Raw genomic sequence first — 18017 nt, forward strand, 5'->3', positions numbered from 1 at the left:
AGAGTCACCGCCAGTCACCGAGCCACCGGATTCGAAGCCACTTCGGCCCAGCGCTCGACTCGGCGCGTTCCACGGGGAGCCGCCGTGCCAGGGAAAGGACCTGATTCGTGCGTCAACGTTCGATCATCGCCATAACCGCCGCGCTCGCGGCGGGATCGCTGACACTCACGGCTTGTGGGTCGCGTGACGAGGGCGGCAACAGCAGCAACGGCGACAAGACCACTGTGGTGATCGGCGTCGACGCCCCGCTGACCGGCGACCTGTCCGCGCTCGGCCTCGGTATCAAGAACTCCGCCGACCTCGCCGCCAAGACGGCCAACAAGCAAGAGTTCGTCGAGGGCGTCGAGTTCAAGATCGAGGCCCTCGACGACCAGGCGCAGCCCACCGTGGGCCAGCAGAACGCCCAGAAGTTCATCAGCGACAAGGACGTCCTCGGCGTCGTCGGCCCGCTGAACTCCAGCGTCTCGCAGCAGATGCAGAAGCCGTTCAACGACGCCGGCCTGACCCAGGTCTCCCCGGCCAACACCGGTACCGAGCTGACCCAGGGCGACGGCTGGAAGACCGGCGACTCGGTCCGCCAGTTCAAGACGTTCTTCCGCACGGCCACCACGGACGAGATCCAGGGCGCCTTCGCCGCCGACTACCTGTACAACCAGGCGAAGCTCAAGAAGGTCTACCTGATCGACGACCAGAAGACCTACGGCGCCGGCCTGGCCGCGTCCTTCAAGACGAACTTCACCAAGTTCGGCGGCCAGATCGTCGGCACCGACCACATCAACCCCGACGACCGTGACTTCAACGCCGTGGTCGCCAAGATCAAGAAGACCGGCGCCCAGGCCCTGTACTACGGCGGCGAGTACCCGGCCGCCGGCCCGCTGAGCCAGCAGCTCAAGGACAGCGGCCAGAACATCCCGCTCATGGGCGGCGACGGCATCTACTCCGGCGAGTTCCCGAAGCTGAACAAGAAGGCCGAGGGCGACCTCGCGACCTCCGTGGGCGAGCCCGTCGAGAAGCTCGACTCCGCCCAGACGTTCATCAAGAACTACAAGGCCGCGGGCTACGAGGACGACTACGAGGCCTACGGCGGCCTCACCTACGACGCCACCTGGGCCATCATCGAGGCCGTCAAGCTGGCGGTCGAGGGCAACGACGGCAAGCTCCCGTCCGACGGCCGCAAGGCGGTCCTGGACGCCATGGCCAAGGTCAAGTTCGACGGCGTCACCGGCACCGTCTCCTTCGACGAGTTCGGTGACACCACGAACCACACGATGACCGCGTACAAGATCAAGGACAACGCCTGGGTGCCCGAGTTCAGCGGCGAACCCAAGCTCGGCTGACGAAGGACGAGTCAGAGAACCTTCCCACTCACACATTGATCCAGGCCGCGCGGGAAGCGCCCACCAGCGCTCCCGCGCGGCGCCATATCCGAACCACTCCACGGAGGCCCTGCGGTGAACGAACTGCCGCAACAGCTGGCCAATGGACTCATCCTCGGCGCGATGTACGGACTCATCGCGATCGGCTACACGATGGTCTACGGCATCGTCCAGCTCATCAACTTCGCCCACGGCGAGATATTCATGGTCGGGGGCTTCGGGGCTCTCACCGTCTGGTTGGTACTTCCCGAAGGCTTCGGCCTCGCCGCCGCCGTCCCGCTCATGATCATCGGCGGCGTCCTCGTATCGGTCGCCGTCGGCACGGCGGCGGAACGCTTCGCCTACCGGCCCCTGCGCACAGCACCACGGCTGGCCCCCCTCATCACCGCCATCGGTCTGTCCATCGTCCTCCAGCAGGCCGTGTGGATGTGGTACCCGGACGCGAAGAAGGACCACCCCTTCCCGCAGTTCCACGGCGGACCCATCGAAATCCTCGGCGCCAACATCCAGCGCGGAGACCTCTTCGTACTGATCGCCGCCCCGCTGTGCATGGTCGCCCTCGGCCTGTTCGTCACCAAGACGCGCTCCGGCCGCGGCATGCAGGCCACCGCCCAGGACCCCGACACCGCCAAGCTGATGGGCATCAACACCGACCGCATCATCGTCATGGCCTTCGCCATCGGTGCCGCGTTCGCCGCCATCGCCGCGGTCGCCTACGGCCTGAAGAACGGTCAGGTCGGCTTCCGCATGGGCTTCCTGATGGGCCTGAAGGCCTTCACCGCCGCCGTACTCGGCGGCATCGGCAACATCTACGGCGCCATGCTCGGCGGCATCGTGCTCGGCGTGGCCGAGTCCCTCGCCACCGGCTACATCGGTGAGATCCCCGGCATGGACCTCTTCGGCGGCGGCGCCTGGAAGGACGTATGGGCGTTCGCACTGCTCATCCTCGTCCTCCTGTTCAGGCCACAGGGCCTGCTCGGCGAACGCGTCGCGGATCGGGCGTGATACCCATGACCACCGACATCCCCATGGACAAGAGCACCGACACCACCAAGGTGTCCACCGCGCAGGCCACCCCGATCATCCCGCTGCCGCAAGCCGCGGCACGCGGACTGACGGTCGCCGGCTCCGCCTTCGCCCTCATAGGCACCTTCCTCGCCTGGACCTGGACCGATGAGTTCCCGGGCAACCTGACGGTCACCGGCTACCCCGGCGGCCTCCAGGTCCTCACCCTCGTCGGCTCCGTGCTGACCCTGCTGTTCGCCCTCTCCGGCTACGGCATCCGCGGCCTCGGCTGGCTCACCCCCGGCGGCAAGAACAGCCCCGTCCTGCTCGCCGCCCTCGGCGTGTTCGGCACCACCGGCTACGCCATGGGCGCGATCAGCCAGGAACTCGGCGGCCTGGTCAACCTGGAGCCCGGCGCCTGGGTCTCCGGCATCGGCGCGCTCGTCGCCGTGCTCGGCGCCCTCGGCCTCCCCGTCGACCAGCCCTACGGCGCGGGCGAACCGACCCCGAACCTCTGGGGCCGGATCCGTCACTCGCTCACCGCCCCCGACCCCGGCCGGGCCAAGGAGCTGCCCTCCTGGGCCGAGATCCTGATCATCGCCGCGGGCTTCGGCACCGGCCTGTACGTCTTCTCGTACGGCATCGGCACCGAGTACTCCGAGCTGTTCATCGGCTTCCTGATCGTCGCCGCGTTCGGCTTCACCGCCGTCACCCGCGCCGGTCTCCTGAAGAGGCTGTCGGCACTGACCGCCAAGCACCGCAACGTCACCCTCACAGCGGCGTTCGTGGCGGCGATCTGCTTCCCCTTCACCCAGACCAACGACCAGTTCGCCCTCATCGGCGCGAACATCCTGATCTTCGCCACGGTCGCCCTGGGCCTCAACGTCGTCGTCGGCCTCGCCGGCCTGCTCGACCTCGGATACGTCGCCTTCCTCGGCGTCGGCGCCTACGCCGCCGCCCTGGTCTCCGGCTCCCCCGCGTCGACCATCGGGGTGGAATTCCCCTTCTGGGCCGCCGTTCTCACCGGCGCCGCCGCCTCGCTGATCTTCGGCGTCGTGATCGGTGCCCCGACCCTGCGACTGCGCGGCGACTACCTCGCCATCGTGACGCTCGGCTTCGGTGAGATCTTCCGCATCACCATGAACAACCTGAACGGCAACAGCGGTCCGGACGTCACCAACGGCTCCAACGGCATCCCCCAGATCCCCGACCTGGAGATCTTCGGGTTCAACCTCGGAGTCCCGCACGACGTCCTCGGCCACGAGCTGACCCGCTCGGCCAACTACTACCTGCTGATGCTGCTGTTCACGGCGATCGTCGTGATGGTCTTCCGCCGCTCGGCGGAGTCCCGCATCGGCCGCGCCTGGGTCGCCATCCGCGAGGACGAGACCGCCGCGACCGCGATGGGCATCAACGGCTTCCGCCTGAAGCTCCTCGCCTTCGCGCTCGGCGCCTCCCTCGCCGGTCTCGCCGGCACCGTCCAGGCACACGTGTCGTACAGCGTCACCCCCGAGCAGTACCAGTTCGCCGGCTCCGTACCGCCGAACTCGGCCTTCCTGCTCGCCGCCGTCATCCTCGGCGGCATGGGCACCATCAGCGGTCCGCTGATCGGCGCCGCGCTGCTCTACCTGATCCCGGCCAAGCTCCAGTTCATGGCGGAGTACCAGCTGCTCCTCTTCGGCGTCGCGCTGATGCTGCTGATGCGCTTCCGCCCCGAGGGCCTGGTCGCCGACCGCAGGAAGCAGCTCGAATTCCACGAGACCGGACAGCTCGACGTACCGGAGGACAAGTCGCTGCCCGACGGCGCGACCGGCGTCGCCAAGGCAGGGGCGTGACGGCCATGACCACCACCACGACCGCACCCACCAGCACGACGGTGCTCGACGCCAGCGGCGTCACCATGCGCTTCGGCGGCCTGACCGCCGTACGCGACGTGGACCTCACCGTCAACAGCGGCGAGATCGTCGGCCTCATCGGCCCCAACGGCGCCGGCAAGACGACCTTCTTCAACTGCCTCACCGGCCTGTACGTGCCGACCGAGGGCAAGGTCGCCTACAAGGGCACCGTCCTGCCGCCCAAGCCGCACCTGGTCACCCAGGCCGGCATCGCCCGTACGTTCCAGAACATCCGGCTCTTCGCCAACATGACCGTTCTGGAGAACGTACTGGTCGGCCGGCACACCCGCACCAAGGAAGGCCTCTGGTCGGCCCTCCTGCGCCTGCCCGGCTTCAAGAAGGCCGAGGAGGCGTCCCGCGCCCGGGCCATGGAACTCCTCGAGTTCACCGGCCTGGCCGCCAAGGCCGACCACCTGGCCCGCAACCTGCCCTACGGCGAACAGCGCAAGCTGGAAATCGCCCGGGCACTGGCGAGCGAGCCCGGCCTGCTCCTCCTCGACGAGCCGACCGCCGGCATGAACCCGCAGGAGACCCGCGCGGCCGAGGAGCTGATCTTCGCCATCCGGGACCAGGGCATCGCCGTCCTCGTCATCGAGCACGACATCCGGTTCATCATGAACCTCTGCGACCGGGTCGCCGTGCTCGTCCAGGGCGAGAAGATCGTCGAGGGCCCCGCCGAGGTCGTCCAGGCCGACGAGCGCGTCATCGCCGCCTACCTGGGCACACCCTTCGAGGGTGCGCCGGGCGCGGCGGAGGCCGCCGAAGTCGAGGCTGCGGAGGCCGACGCGCAGAGCACCACGGAAGGGGACGACAAGTGACCGCACTGCTCGAGGTCGAGGACCTCAGGGTCGCTTACGGCAAGATCGAGGCCGTCAAGGGCATCTCGTTCAAGGTGAACGCGGGCGAGGTCGTCACCCTCATCGGCACCAACGGCGCCGGCAAGACCACCACCCTGCGCACCCTGTCCGGTCTCCTCCAGCCGGTGTCCGGCGACATCAGGTTCGACGGCAAGTCGCTGAAGAAGATCCCCGCCCACAAGGTCGTCTCGCTGGGGCTCGCCCACTCCCCCGAGGGGCGGCACATCTTCCCCCGCATGACGATCGAGGACAACCTCCGCCTCGGCGCGTTCCTGCGCAACGACAAGGAGGCCATCGAGAAGGACATCCAGCGCGCCTACGACCTCTTCCCCATCCTCGGGGAGCGCAGGAAGCAGGCCGCCGGCACCCTCTCCGGCGGTGAGCAGCAGATGCTCGCCATGGGACGGGCGCTGATGTCCCGCCCGAAGCTGCTCATGCTCGACGAGCCCAGCATGGGCCTCTCCCCGATCATGATGCAGAAGATCATGGCGACCATCCAGGAGCTCAAGTCCCAGGGCACCACCATCCTGCTCATCGAGCAGAACGCCCAGGCCGCGCTCTCCCTGGCCGACCACGGCCATGTCATGGAAGTCGGCAAGATCGTCCTCTCCGGAACCGGACAGGACCTCCTGCACGACGAGTCCGTACGGAAGGCGTACCTGGGCGAGGACTGATCACCACGAGGTGATCGCCCATACAGCGAGGCCCGCGTCCCCCGAACAGGGGGCGCGGGCCTCACTCATACGTTCACGCGCCCGGCGTCAGCCCTTGGCGGCCTTCTTCTCGTCGGCATCCTGGATCACGGCCTCGGCGACCTGCTGCATCGACATCCGGCGATCCATGGACGTCTTCTGGATCCAACGGAACGCGGCCGGCTCGGTCAGCCCGTACTCGGTCTGCAGGATGGACTTCGCCCGGTCCACCAGCTTCCGCGTCTCCAGACGCAGGGTGAGGTCGGCGACCTCCTTCTCCAGCTCCTTCAGCTCCGTGAAGCGGGAGACGGCCATCTCGATCGCCGGCACGACATCGCTCTTGCTGAACGGCTTGACCAGGTACGCCATGGCACCGGCGTCCCGAGCCCGCTCGACGAGGTCACGCTGCGAGAACGCGGTCAGCATCAACACCGGCGCGATGCTCTCCTCGGCGATCTTCTCCGCCGCGGAAATACCGTCCAGCTTCGGCATCTTCACATCGAGGATGACGAGGTCCGGCCGGTGCTCGCGGGCCAGCTCGACGGCCTGCTGACCGTCTCCGGCCTCACCGACGACGGTGTACCCCTCTTCTTCGAGCATCTCTTTGAGATCGAGCCGGATCAATGCCTCGTCCTCGGCGATGACGACACGGGTCGTCAGCGGAGGCACGTGCGACTTGTCGTCGTCGGGCGCGTCTACGGGCTGGGGCGACTCGGGGGCGGTCACGGGGGCTCCTCGTTCAGGGGCAGGGGTGCTGCTGACAAGAGCCTACCTAGCTGCGGTAAGGTGGGGGCACGGCGGGTAACCACCAACCTTCGTATTGAAGGGGCCCCGGTAGCCCAGCGGAAGAGGCAATGGATTCAAAACCCATACAGCGTCGGTTCGAATCCGACTCGGGGCACTTTTCCTTGGTTTCCAAGGTCACCACTAAAAGCGGATGTCCACGTTCTCGTGAACATCCGCTTTTTGCTGCATGTCGCCACGATCACTCTCACAGAGTGTGCACATGTACGACGTCAGCACACGTAAGCGAGCACTGGCCCTTGTGGGGCAGGGGCGCAGCCTGAACTCCGTCAGCAAGGAAACAGGCATATCCCGGGCCGCGATTCGCGCCTGGCGAACGCGGATCAAACCGCTGCCGCGCATGCAGGTGGCCCCGTGCGTCCGATGCCGACCCACGCCGGAACAGCCAGAAGACGCGGGCGCCTACTCCTACCTTCTCGGCCTCTACCTCGGCGACGGCTGTATCAGTGCCTGCGCCGATCGACGCACAGGGCACTTCCTCCGCATCGCGTGTGCTGACGCATGGCCCGGTCTGATCGACGCATGCGAAGCCGCCATGCGCTCCGTGAACCCCGGAAAAAGTGCGTACCGAGTCCAAGCGCAGGGATACGTCTCCGTGGTCGGATACAGCTCGCACTGGCCCTGCCTCTTCCCCCAACACGGCCCCGGCAAGAAGCACGAACGCTCAATCACCCTCGCACCCTGGCAACAGGAGATCGTCGACGCCCACCCGTGGGAGTTCATCCGCGGCCTCATCCACTCCGACGGCTGCCGTATCACCAACTGGACGACCCGCCTGGTCGCCGGTGAGCGCAAGCGCTACGAATATCCCCGGTACTTCTTCACCAACCTGTCGAGCGACATCATCCGCCTCTTCACCAAGGCACTGGACCACGTGGGCGTCGAATGGCGACAGGCGAACGCCCGCAACATCTCCGTCGCCCGCAGAGCCTCCGTAGCCCTCATGGACGAACACGTGGGCCCCAAGCACTGACCCGAGCGAAAGGGCCCCTCCTAAGAGGGGCCCTCCGCCAACTACCTGGGACTGTCGTCCTCCCCGATGTGATGCACCCGCACCAGGTTCGTCGAACCCGACACCCCGGGAGGCGAGCCCGCCGTGATGACCACTGTGTCGCCCTTCTTGCAACGGCCGTACTTCAACAGCAGCTCATCGACCTGCTCGACCATCGCGTCCGTCGAGTCCACGTGCGGGCCGAGGAACGTCTCCACACCCCACGTCAGACTCAGCTGCGAGCGTGTCGCAGGCTCCGGTGTGAACGCCAGCAGTGGGATCGGTGAGCGGTAGCGGGAGAGGCGGCGGACGGTGTCGCCCGACTGGGTGAAGGCGACCAGGAAGCGGGCGCCGAGGAAGTCGCCGATCTCGGCCGCGGCGCGGGCCACGGCGCCGGCCTGGGTGCGGGGCTTGTTCCGCTCGGTCAGTGGCGGCAAGCCCTTCGCGAGGATGTCCTCCTCGGCCGCCTCGACGATCTTCGCCATCGTCCGGACCGTCTCGACGGGGTACTTGCCGACGCTGGTCTCGCCGGACAGCATCACCGCGTCCGTGCCGTCGATCACCGCGTTCGCGACATCGCTCGCCTCCGCCCTCGTCGGGCGGGAGTTGTCGATCATCGAGTCGAGCATCTGGGTGGCGACGATGACCGGCTTGGCGTTGCGCTTGGCCAGCTTGATGGCGCGCTTCTGGACGATCGGGACCTGCTCCAGCGGCATCTCGACGCCCAGGTCGCCGCGGGCGACCATGATGCCGTCGAAGGCGGCCACGATGTCGTCGATCGCGTCGACCGCCTGGGGCTTCTCCACCTTGGCGATGACGGGAAGCCTACGGCCCTCCTCGTCCATGATCCTGTGCACGTCCTCGATGTCCCGGCCGGAGCGGACGAAGGACAGGGCGATGACGTCGAAGCCGGTGCGCAGGGCCCAGCGCAGGTCGGCCTCGTCCTTCTCCGAGAGGGCGGGCACCGATACCGCGACGCCGGGGAGGTTCAGGCCCTTGTTGTCGGAGACCATGCCGCCCTCGACCACTGTCGTGTGGACGCGCGGACCGTCGACGGAGGTGACCTCCAGGCAGACCTTGCCGTCGTCGACGAGGATGCGTTCGCCGGGGGTGACGTCGCCGGCGAGGCCGGAGTAGGTGGTGCCGCACTGCTGGCGGTCGCCCTCCGCGCCCTCTTCGACGGTGATGGTGAAGGTGTCTCCGCGTTCAAGGAGTACGGGTCCTTCGGTGAAGCGGCCGAGGCGGATCTTCGGTCCTTGAAGGTCGGCGAGGACGCCGACGCTGCGGCCGGTCTCGTCGGAGGCCTTCCGCACGCGCTCGTAGCGCTCCTCGTGGTCGGCGTAACCGCCGTGGCTGAGGTTGAATCGGGCGACGTCCATTCCGGCGTCGACCAGTGCCTTTATCTGGTCGTACGAGTCGGTGGCGGGGCCCAGGGTGCAGACGATTTTCGCTCGGCGCATGTTTCGACTCTATGACTTACCGGCGGGTAGTGGTTTGGTCGCGCATGAGGACTCAACAACCTTTGCGTGAAGGGCTATTGACAAGTGTTGAATTGTGCGGCGGGGCGCTCCCATGAGCGTTCGAAGTGCCCCGCCGTATTGCGTCCGTATACCGTCCGCATCCGTCCTCGTTCGCTCGCGAACGAGGACGGATGCGAAATCCCGGCATTCACAGGCGCGGCGGCGCCATCGTAAAGCGGGCGTTGACCTGGGCGTGGACGCGCTGCCGCTGGGGTTCGAGGTCGAGGGGTGCCGCGGCGGATTCCTCCGTGGCGTCGTAGGCCATGGAGCGCATACGGCTGCCGGGGGCCTGCGGGTAGGGCGGCGGGGCGTTCTCCGCGCCGATGTCGGCGAGTTCCACCAGTGCGGCCAGGGAGGTCCCCAGCGCCTCCGCGTACTCCCGCGCGCGCTGCACGGCCTCCCGTACCGCCTGCTGCCGTGCCTCCCGGTGGGCGGGTGAGTCGGGGCGCAGGGCCCACCAGGGGCCGTCCACCCGGGTGAGGTCCAAGTCGGCCAGACGGGTGGTGAGTTCACCGAGGGCGGTGAAGTCGGTGAGGACGGCGGTGATGTGGACGCGGCCGTGGTAGGCGTGGATGCGTTCACCGCGGCCCTTCTCCTTCAGTTCGGGGCTGATGGAGAAGGCGCCGGTCTCCAGTCGTTCGACCGCGTCGCCGTAGGTCTTGATGAGGTCGAGGACGCCGGTGTTGCGGCGGGTGAGGTCGTCCAGGGCGGCGCGGCGGTCCTTGCCGCGGGCAGCCACGGTGATGCCGATGCGGGCGATCTCGGGGTCGACTTCGAGGCGGGCCTCACCGCGGACGGCGATGCGCGGGGCGTCGGGGGTGCCGTAGGGGACGGCGGGATGAAGTTCCTCTGAAGGGGCGGTCATACGTCCCACTCTGTCATCGCTTGCTGGGTTACGGCCCCCGTGGGTCATCAGATCGAAACCTGCGGGGTCTGTTGCTGCTCGGCATGACCAGGTCAGAATCTACGCGCGTTGTTGACCAATTCGCCCGGGAGAAACACTCATGCCGTTGAACCGCCGGAAGTTCCTGACCAAGTCCGCCGTGACCGGAGCGGGGGTGGCGATGGCCGGTGCGGTGACCGCCCCGGCGGCACAGGCCGCGGAGACGGCCAAGGGCTCCCGGCCGAAGAAGCGGTACGCGCTGACCGTGATGGGCACGACCGACCTGCACGGCAACATCTTCAACTGGGACTACTTCAAGGACGCGGAGTACTCCGACGCCAAGGGCAATGCCAAGGGCCTGTCGCGCGTCTCGACGCTGGTGAACCAGGTCCGCGCGGAGAAGGGCCGGCGTAACACGCTGCTCATCGACGCGGGTGACACGATCCAGGGCACCCCGCTGACGTACTACTACGCGAAGGTCGACCCGATCACCGCCAAGGGTGGTCCGGTCCACCCGATGGCGGCGGCGATGAACGCGATCGGGTACGACGCGGTGGCCCTCGGCAACCACGAGTTCAACTACGGCATCGAGACGCTGCGCAAGTTCGAGGAGCAGTGCGACTTCCCGCTGCTGGGGGCGAACGCGCTGGACGCGAAGACGCTGAAGCCCGCCTTCCCGCCGTACTTCATCAAGAAGTTCTGCGTGCCGGGCGCCCCGCCGGTGAGGGTCGCGGTCCTCGGTCTGACCAACCCCGGCATCGCGATCTGGGACAAGGCGTACGTCGAGGGCAAGATGGTGTTCCCGGGTCTGGAGGAGCAGGCCGCGAAGTGGGTGCCGAAGCTGCGCTCGATGGGTGCGGACGTGGTGGTCGTGTCGGCGCACTCCGGTTCGTCGGGGACGTCGTCGTACGGTGACCAGCTGCCGTACATCGAGAACTCGGCGGCGCTGGTCGCCCAGCAGGTGCCGGGGATCGACGCGATCCTCGTGGGGCACGCGCACACGGAGATCGCGGAGCTGCTCGTCACGAACGAGAAGACGGGCAAGAAGGTCGTGCTGTCGGAGCCGCTCTGCTATGCGCAGCGCCTGACCCTGTTCGACTTCGAGCTGGTCTTCGAGAAGGGCCGCTGGACGGTCGAGGCGGTCAAGGCGTCGGTGCGCGACTCCAAGACGGTCGCAGACGACCCGAAGATCACCAAGCTGCTGAAGGACGACCACGACATCGTCGTGGAGTACGTCAACCAGGTGGTCGGCACGGCCACCGAGAAGCTGACGACGGTCGAGGCGCGCTACAAGGACGCCCCGATCATCGACCTGATCACCAAGGTCCAGGAGGACGTCGTCAAGGCGGCGCTGGCGGGCACGGAGCACGCCGCGCTGCCCGTCATCTCCCAGGCCTCCCCCTTCTCCCGCACCTCGGAGATCCCGGCCGGCAACGTGACCATCCGGGATCTGTCGAGCCTGTACGTCTACGACAACACGCTGGTCGCCAAGCTGATGACGGGCGCGCAGATCAAGGCGTACCTGGAGTACTCGGCGCAGTACTTCGTGCAGACCGCCGCCGACGCGGCCGTCGACGTGGAGAGGCTGACGAACGCGGAGAACCGCCCCGACTACAACTACGACTACGTGTCGGGGCTGTCGTACGAGATCGACATCGCGCAGGCGGCCGGTTCGCGGATCAAGAACCTCGCCTACAACGGTGCCGCCCTCGACGACGCGCAGCAGTTCGTGTTCGCGGTGAACAACTACCGGGCCAACGGCGGCGGCGCGTTCCCGCATGTGGCGTCGGCCCAGGAGCTGTGGTCGGAGTCGACGGAGATCCGCACCCGGATCGCGGAGTGGGTGACCGCGAAGGGCGTGCTGGACCCGAAGGACTTCGCGTCGGTGGACTGGAAGCTCACGCGGAACGGCACGCCGGTGTTCTAGGCCCGGCGGCGTCCCCTGTCAGGAGCCTCAGATCCCGTCCAGGAGCGGTGTCAGCGTCTTCGGCTGACGTGCCCGCGGGATCCGGGGCTCCTGCTGTTGGAGGCCGAAAGTGGTGAACGCCGTACGGGTGGGGAGGGGGTAGGTCTCCTCGCCGGTGACGGAGTTGAGGATGGCGGCGCTGCGCCAGGCCGCGAGACCGAGGTCGGGGGTGCCGATGCCGTGGGTGTGGCGTTCGGCGTTCTGGACGTAGACGTTGCAGCCGGAGCCCGTGACGGACGGGTCCATGACCAGGCGGTACTGGTCGTCGATGCGCGGGCGCTCCTTGCTGTCGCGGCGCAGGTAGGGGTCGAGGCCGGCGAGGATGCGGCCCAGGGGGCGCTCGCGGTAGCCGGTGGCGAGGACGACCGCGTCGGTGGTCAGACGCGAGCGGGTGTTCTGGTGGATGTGCTCCAGGTGCAGCTCGACCTTGGTCGTGGCGATCCGGCCTGCCGTGCGGACCTGGACGCCGGGGGTGAGGACGGTGTCGGGCCAGCCGCCGTCCAGGGTGCGGCGGTAGAGCTCGTCGTGGATGGCGGCCAGGGTCTCGGCGTCGATGCCCTTGTGGAGCTGCCACTGCGAGGTGACGAGCCGGTCGCGGACCGGTTCGGCGAGGGCCTGGAAGTAGCGGGTGTAGTCGGGGGTGAAGTGTTCCAGGCCGAGCTTTGAGTACTCCATGGGCGCGAACGCCTCGGTACGGCCGAGCCAGTGCAGCCGCTCGCGCCCGGTGGGGCGGCGGCGGAGCAGGTCGAGGAAGATCTCGGCGCCGGACTGACCGGAGCCGATCACGGTGATGTGCTCGGCGGCGAGGAGCGTCTCGCGGTGGTCGAGGTAGTCGGCGGCGTGGATGACGGGCACGGTGGGAGCGTCGACGAGAGGCCTGAGCGGGTCGGGTACGTCCGGCTCGGTGCCGATGCCGAGGACGATGTTCTTCGCGTACGTACGGCCGAGCGCCTCGGCGTCCCCGCCGGGGTCGAGCTGGGTGTAGTCGACCTCGAAGACGTCACGCTCGGGGTTGAAGCGGACCGCGTCGACCTGGTGGCCGAAGGACAGCCCGGGGAGATTCTCGCAGACCCAGCGGCAGTAGGCGTCGTACTCGGCGCGCTGGATGTGGAAGCGCTCGGCGAAGTAGAACGGGAAGAGCCGGTCGCGGGTCCTGAGGTAGCTGAGGAACGACCACGGGCTGGCGGGGTCGGCGAGCGTCACCAGGTCGGCGAGGAAGGGGACCTGGATGCGGGCGCCGTCGATGAGAAGCCCCGGATGCCAGGCGAAGGCGGGCCGCTGCTCGTAGAAGACGGCGTCGAGTCCGGCGAGGGGGTGGGCCAGGGCGGCGAGGGAGAGGTTGAAGGGGCCGATGCCGATGCCGACGAGGTCGCGGGGGGTGTCGGGGTCGTGGTGTGGGGGGTCGGGTTGTGCGCGGGGGGCGTGCGCGGGGGTGGTCTGCCGGGGGTTGGGGTGCGGGGTTTTCGGGTGCGCGGCGGTCCCGGGGGTCGGGCGGGGGCCGGGGTCCGGTTCTGACCGAGGGCTCGGTTGCAGGTCCGCTCGCGGGGCGGTGTCAGGGCCTTCCTGGAGGCTCGTGCGGGAGCCGGGGCGGGAGCCGGTCTGCTGGGGGGTGGCGAGACGGGGGGTGATGTGAGCGGTGGTGCGGGGGTTGGTCTGGGGGCTCATCCGGGGGTGTTTCCTTCCACCAGTTTCAGGAGGGCGGCCAGGTCGTCCGGGCGCGTGTGGGGGTTGAGGAGGGTGGTCTTGAGCCACAGGCGCCCGTCTATGCGGGCCCGGCCGAGGACGGCGCGGCCGTCGGTGAGGAGCCTTCGGCGTACGGCGGCGACGGCGTCGTCGGAGGCGTGTGCGGGCCGGAACAGGACCGTGCTGATGGTGGGCGGGTCGTAGAGCTCGAACGCGGGGTGACCGTGGACGAGGGCGGCGAACTCACCGGCCCGGTCGCAGACATGCTCGACGAGCCGGCCGAGTCCGCTGCGGCCGAGGGCCTTGAGGGTGACGGCGATCTTGAGGACGTCGGGCCTGCGGCTGGTGCGCAGCGATCGGCCGAGCAGGTCGGGCAGGCCCGCCTCGGTGTCGTCGTCGGCGTTGAGGTAGTCGGCGCGGTGGTGGAGCACCGCGAGGTCACGCGGGTCCCGCACAGCGAGAAGCCCCGCGGCGACGGGCTGCCAGCCCAGCTTGTGCAGATCGAGGGTGACGGTGTCGGCGGCGTCGAGACCGCTGAGCCGCTCCCGGTACCGGTCGCTGAACAGCAGGCCCCCGCCGTATGCGGCGTCGACGTGCAGCCGGGCGCCGTGGGCCGCGCACAACTCGGCGATCTCCGGGAGCGGGTCGATGAGCCCGGCGTCGGTGGTCCCTGCGGTGGCGGCGACGAGATGCGGGCCGGGCAGCGCCGTGAGGGCCTCGTCGAGCGCGGCGGGGTCGAGGACACCGGCCGGGGCGGGCACGACGACGGGCTCGGCCAGCCCGAGCAACCAGGCGGCACGGGGCAGTGAGTGATGCGCGTTGGCACCGTGGACGAGCCTGACGCCGGCGCCGTGCGCCTCGCGGGCGAGGAGGAGGGCGAGTTGGTTGGCTTCGGAGCCGCCGGTGGTGATCAGGGCGGTGGGGGTGGGGGTGGTGCTGGGGAAGGGGGTGGTGCGGGCGGTGGGGGTGGTGCTGAGGAACGGGGCGGTGCGGGTCGCAGGGGTCGTGCGGCGTGGGGGCGAGGCGCCCTCCGCTCCCCCGCCCCCGAAGACCTCCCGCGCCAGCGCCCCCGTGACCAGCGCCTCCAGCTCCGAGGCGCCCGGCGCTTGGTCCCAGGAGTCCAGCGAGGGGTTGAGGGTGGAGGCGGCGAGGTCCGCGGCCGTGGCGACTGCGAGGGGTGGGCAGTGGAGGTGGGCGGTGCAGAGGGGCTCGGCCGGGTCGGCGGCGGTCTCCGCGAGGGCGCGGACGACGGTGTGGAGGGCGCCGGGGTCGCCCTCTTCCGGCAGTACGTCGCCGACCGCGTCCCGCATGCGCGCGGCCACCGCTTCCGGGCCGCCCCGGGGAAGTGCGCCCCCGCGTGCCCGGGCGCCCGCGCTCAGCGCGTCGAGCACGGTGGCGAGCAACGGCCGCAGGGCGTGGGGGCCTTCCGGGCCTGAAGCGAGCGACGGCGGCGTGCTCATCGTGTCCTCCCGGGCGCTGGGCAAGAAGGACTTCCAGCTTGTACGCCGATGCGCGTTCGCGCCCGAAAAGCGCAATGATCGGAACCCGAAAGGGGGTATTTCCGTACGGGGAACGCGTGTCGGAGGATGCGCGCTGCGGGGGGCGGAGTAGAGGGACGGGGCCTGGGGGCGGAGTAGTAGGGGGCCTGGGGCGGAGTAGTAGAGGGGCCTGGGGGCGGCGTAGTGGGCTGCTCGGTAGCTCGAACTCCTCAGTCCGGCGGCCGCCCGCGCGGGCGCGCGGGCAGCCGCGTCGGAAGGGCTGTCCGGCTATCCCTTCCTCACCCGCAACGCCCGTGCCAAGTCGTCGAGTTGGTCGGCGAGCCTGCGGCGCAACGCCGGCACCGGCTCGCCGTCGCGCAGGCACTCCTCGCCCAGCCGCAGGGCGTCGGCGTCGACGTCGTACACCGGGAAGGCGTAGCGGCCGGCGGCGTCGGCGATGGCGGGACCGCGGCGGGCTCCGACGGCGACCGCGTCCTTGTAGTAGCGCGGCACGTACTGCCGTAGCAGGTCGGCCTGTTCGGGCTGCCAGAAGCCGTGGGCCGTGGCGATGAAGAGGTAGTTGGACAGGTCGGCGCGGCCGTCGCCGCCGAACATGGCGTCCCAGGCCTTCGCCTTGGCCTCCTCGTCCGGCAGGGCGGCCCGGCAGCGCGCCGCGCCCTCCTGGCCGGTGGCGCTCGGGTCGCGCTCCAGCTCGGCGGCGATGCCGGCCTCGTCGACGGCGCCGAGGACGGCCAGCCGACCCAGGACGCGCCAGCGCAGGTCGGGGTCGAGTTCGGGTCCGCCGGGCACGGTGCCGTCGGCGAGCCAGGCGGCGATGGTGTCGGGATGGGCGGCGACGTCGATGAAGCGGCGTACGGCGATCAGGCGCAGGCCGGGGTTGTCGCCGTCCTCGGTGCGGCGGATGAGGTCGCGGCACAGGGCGGAGAGCGTGGCCAGGGCGGCGGGCCGCTCCTCGGGGGCGACGTAGCGGTCGGTGACCTGGGCGGCCGCGAAGGCGAGGACACCCTGGACGATGGCGAGGTCGGTCTCGCGCGGGAGGTGGGCGCGGGCGGCCTCCAGGTAGGCGGTGGCGGCCAGTTCGCCGTCGCGGACGGCGTCGCGCAGGGCGTTCCAGACGACCGCGCGGGTGAGCGGGTCGGGCAGACCGGCGAGGCTCGTACGGACGGTCTCGAAGGACTCGGGATCGAAGCGGACCTTGGCGTAGGTCAGGTCGCCGTCGTTGAGCAGCAGCAGCGCCGGGCGCTTGCCGATGGGCTGCGGCGCGGTCTGCGGGACGTCGAGTTCGAGGCGGTCGCGCAGGGTGAGGTGGCCGCCGTCGTCGCCGAGGTCCTGGTCGTACAGGCCGACGGCGATGCGGTGGGTGCGGCTGCCGGCGTGGTCGACGGCGAGCGTGTAGGTGCCGTTGTCGCCGCGGGTGACGGCCGGGGTGAGGGTGTCGACGCCGGTGGTGCGCAGCCAGGCGTCGGCCCAGGCGTGGACGTCCCGTTCGGTGGCGGCGGCGAGGGAGTCGATGAAGTCGGCGAGGGTGGCGTTGCCGAACTTGTGGCGGGCGAAGTGGGTGTTGATGCCGGCGAGGAAGTCCTTCTCGCCGAGCCACGTCACCAGCTGCCGCAACGCTGAGGCGCCCTTGGCGTAGGAGATGCCGTCGAAGTTGAGCATGGCCGAGGCGGTGTCGTTCACGGCCTCGGGGGCGACGGGGTGGGTGGAGGGGCGCTGGTCTGCGTCGTAGCCCCAGGCCTTGCGGACGATGCCGAAGTCGGTCCAGGTGTCGGCGAAGCGGGTGGCCTCGGCGCAGGTCTGGTAGCCCATGTACTCGGCGAACGACTCGTTGAGCCAGATGTCGTCCCACCAGCGCAGGGTGACGAGGTCGCCGAACCACATGTGGGCCATCTCGTGGGCGATGACCATGGCACGGGTCTGCCGCTCGGTGTCCGTGACGGCGGAGCGGTAGACGAACTCGTCGCGGAAGGTGACCAGTCCGGGGTTCTCCATCGCGCCGGCGTTGAACTCGGGGACGAACGCCTGGTCGTAGGAGTCGAAGGGGTACGGCTCGTCGAACTTCTCGTGGAAGCGGTCGAAGCACTGCCGGGTGACCTCGAAGAGTTCGTCGGCGTCCGCGTCCAGGTAGGGGGCCAGGGAGCGGCGACAGTGGACGCCGAAGGGCAGTCCGCGGTGCTCGGTGCGCACCGAGTGCCAGGGGCCGGCGGCGACGGCGACGAGGTAGGTGGAGATCAGCGGGGTGGGCGCGGCCTGCCAGCGGCCCTCACCGATGTGCTCGGTGATGCCGTTGGCGAGCACGGTCCAGCTTTCGGGAGCGGTGACCGAGACGTCGAAGACGGCCTTGAGGTCGGGCTGGTCGAAGGCCGGGAAGACCTGCTTGCAGTCGTCCATCGCCAGCTGCGTGTAGACGTACGCCTCGCCGTCGGTGGGGTCGGTGAAGCGGTGCATGCCCTCGCCGGTGCGGGAGTAGCGCATGGCCGCGTCGACGCGCAGTTCGTGCGCGCCTGCGGTGAGGTCCTTCAGGGGCAGCCGGTCGCCGTCCAGGATCTCGGGGTCGAGGGGATGTCCGTCCAGCGTGACGGAGCGCAACTCGGCGGGCTTGATCTCGACGAACGTGTCCGCGTCGGCGCGCGTGCTGAACTGGATGACGGTACGCGAGTCGAAGGTCTCGTCCCCGGTGGTCAGATCGAGTTCGATCGTGTAGCGGTGGACGTCGAGTAGCTGGGCACGGGTCTGCGCTTCGTCGCGCGTGAGTACGGACATGCAGGACATGCTGCCTGATGGCGCTGACATGGCACAGGGGCGGATCAGTACGTGCGCTATGTCCGGTTCCTGGTCGGCGCTGT

General features: G+C 69.2%; 13 protein-coding genes and 1 tRNA gene. 8 read left to right on the plus strand and 6 right to left on the minus strand.

Going from position 1 to position 18017, the window contains the following annotated elements; translation table 11 throughout:
- The first annotated feature begins 107 nt into the window (after window positions 1–107).
- The 5 genes from ABIE67_RS12880 (at window position 108) to ABIE67_RS12900 (ending at window position 5807) form a co-directional block, all read left to right on the plus strand.
- On the plus strand, window positions 108–1337 hold the full coding sequence (locus ABIE67_RS12880; protein ID WP_370256602.1) for a branched-chain amino acid ABC transporter substrate-binding protein: 1230 nt from the start codon (window positions 108–110) through the stop codon (window positions 1335–1337).
- 114 nt (window positions 1338–1451) lie between these two features.
- On the plus strand, window positions 1452–2381 hold the full coding sequence (locus ABIE67_RS12885; RefSeq protein WP_370256603.1) for a branched-chain amino acid ABC transporter permease: 930 nt from the start codon (window positions 1452–1454) through the stop codon (window positions 2379–2381).
- Window positions 2382–2404: 23 nt separating this feature from the next.
- Window positions 2405–4216: a branched-chain amino acid ABC transporter permease gene (locus tag ABIE67_RS12890; RefSeq protein ID WP_370268516.1), complete on the plus strand. Its 1812-nt coding sequence runs from the start codon at window positions 2405–2407 to the stop codon at window positions 4214–4216.
- A gap of 5 nt (window positions 4217–4221) precedes the next feature.
- Window positions 4222–5094, plus strand: a complete 873-nt coding sequence (locus tag ABIE67_RS12895) for an ABC transporter ATP-binding protein (RefSeq protein ID WP_370256604.1) — start codon at window positions 4222–4224, stop codon at window positions 5092–5094.
- On the plus strand, window positions 5091–5807 hold the full coding sequence (locus ABIE67_RS12900; RefSeq protein ID WP_370256605.1) for an ABC transporter ATP-binding protein: 717 nt from the start codon (window positions 5091–5093) through the stop codon (window positions 5805–5807). The genes ABIE67_RS12895 and ABIE67_RS12900 overlap by 4 nt, the downstream gene beginning before the upstream one ends.
- A gap of 87 nt (window positions 5808–5894) precedes the next feature.
- On the opposite strand, the gene ABIE67_RS12905 is transcribed toward ABIE67_RS12900, so the two are convergent.
- Window positions 5895–6551: an ANTAR domain-containing response regulator gene (locus ABIE67_RS12905; protein ID WP_370256606.1), complete on the minus strand. Its 657-nt coding sequence runs from the start codon at window positions 6549–6551 to the stop codon at window positions 5895–5897.
- A 102-nt stretch (window positions 6552–6653) separates the two neighbouring features.
- On the opposite strand from ABIE67_RS12905, the gene ABIE67_RS12910 reads away from it, so the two are divergent.
- Window positions 6654–6726 (plus strand) — tRNA-Leu (locus tag ABIE67_RS12910).
- A 105-nt stretch (window positions 6727–6831) separates the two neighbouring features.
- On the plus strand, window positions 6832–7602 hold the full coding sequence (locus ABIE67_RS12915; RefSeq protein WP_370256607.1) for a transcriptional regulator: 771 nt from the start codon (window positions 6832–6834) through the stop codon (window positions 7600–7602).
- A gap of 41 nt (window positions 7603–7643) precedes the next feature.
- Here the strand turns inward: ABIE67_RS12915 and pyk are convergent, their stop codons facing one another.
- Together pyk and ABIE67_RS12925 are read right to left on the minus strand one after the other, a co-directional pair.
- Window positions 7644–9080, minus strand: coding sequence for a pyruvate kinase (gene pyk, locus ABIE67_RS12920; RefSeq protein WP_370256608.1), 1437 nt, complete (start codon window positions 9078–9080; stop codon window positions 7644–7646).
- A gap of 208 nt (window positions 9081–9288) precedes the next feature.
- Window positions 9289–10005, minus strand: coding sequence for an SIMPL domain-containing protein (locus tag ABIE67_RS12925; RefSeq protein ID WP_370256609.1), 717 nt, complete (start codon window positions 10003–10005; stop codon window positions 9289–9291).
- A 139-nt stretch (window positions 10006–10144) separates the two neighbouring features.
- On the opposite strand from ABIE67_RS12925, the gene ABIE67_RS12930 reads away from it, so the two are divergent.
- A complete protein-coding gene (locus ABIE67_RS12930; RefSeq protein ID WP_370256610.1) occupies window positions 10145–11950 on the plus strand; it encodes a bifunctional UDP-sugar hydrolase/5'-nucleotidase in 1806 nt (601 codons plus the stop codon).
- Between the two features lie 27 nt (window positions 11951–11977).
- Here the strand turns inward: ABIE67_RS12930 and ABIE67_RS12935 are convergent, their stop codons facing one another.
- The 3 genes from ABIE67_RS12935 to pepN form a co-directional block, all read right to left on the minus strand.
- Window positions 11978–13654 carry a SidA/IucD/PvdA family monooxygenase gene (locus ABIE67_RS12935; protein ID WP_370256611.1) on the minus strand — a complete coding sequence of 559 codons (1677 nt, stop codon included), beginning with the start codon at window positions 13652–13654 and terminating at the stop codon, window positions 11978–11980.
- Window positions 13651–15132 carry an aspartate aminotransferase family protein gene (locus ABIE67_RS12940; RefSeq protein WP_370256612.1) on the minus strand — a complete coding sequence of 494 codons (1482 nt, stop codon included), beginning with the start codon at window positions 15130–15132 and terminating at the stop codon, window positions 13651–13653. The genes ABIE67_RS12935 and ABIE67_RS12940 overlap by 4 nt, the downstream gene beginning before the upstream one ends.
- Window positions 15133–15438: 306 nt before the next feature.
- Window positions 15439–17934 (minus strand): aminopeptidase N, encoded by a 2496-nt coding sequence (pepN, locus tag ABIE67_RS12945; protein WP_370256613.1) that lies wholly within the window; start codon window positions 17932–17934, stop codon window positions 15439–15441.
- Window positions 17935–18017 lie beyond the last annotated feature (83 nt).

This window comes from Streptomyces sp. V4I8, assembly GCF_041261225.1.
Taxonomy (GTDB): Bacteria; Actinomycetota; Actinomycetes; order Streptomycetales; family Streptomycetaceae; genus Streptomyces.

Bases quoted from the DNA above. Each gene is read 5' to 3' on its own strand.
- ABIE67_RS12890 (WP_370268516.1), top strand. From the start codon at position 2,405: ATGGACAAGAGCACCGACACCACCAAGGTGTCCACCGCGCAGGCCACC.
- ABIE67_RS12895 (WP_370256604.1), top strand. From the start codon at position 4,222: ATGACCACCACCACGACCGCACCCACCAGCACGACGGTGCTCGACGCC.
- ABIE67_RS12915 (WP_370256607.1), top strand. From the start codon at position 6,832: ATGTACGACGTCAGCACACGTAAGCGAGCACTGGCCCTTGTGGGGCAG.
- pyk (WP_370256608.1), bottom strand. From the start codon at position 9,080: ATGCGCCGAGCGAAAATCGTCTGCACCCTGGGCCCCGCCACCGACTCG.
- ABIE67_RS12925 (WP_370256609.1), bottom strand. From the start codon at position 10,005: ATGACCGCCCCTTCAGAGGAACTTCATCCCGCCGTCCCCTACGGCACC.
- ABIE67_RS12930 (WP_370256610.1), top strand. From the start codon at position 10,145: ATGCCGTTGAACCGCCGGAAGTTCCTGACCAAGTCCGCCGTGACCGGA.
- ABIE67_RS12935 (WP_370256611.1), bottom strand. From the start codon at position 13,654: ATGAGCCCCCAGACCAACCCCCGCACCACCGCTCACATCACCCCCCGT.
- ABIE67_RS12940 (WP_370256612.1), bottom strand. From the start codon at position 15,132: ATGAGCACGCCGCCGTCGCTCGCTTCAGGCCCGGAAGGCCCCCACGCC.
- pepN (WP_370256613.1), bottom strand. From the start codon at position 17,934: ATGTCCGTACTCACGCGCGACGAAGCGCAGACCCGTGCCCAGCTACTC.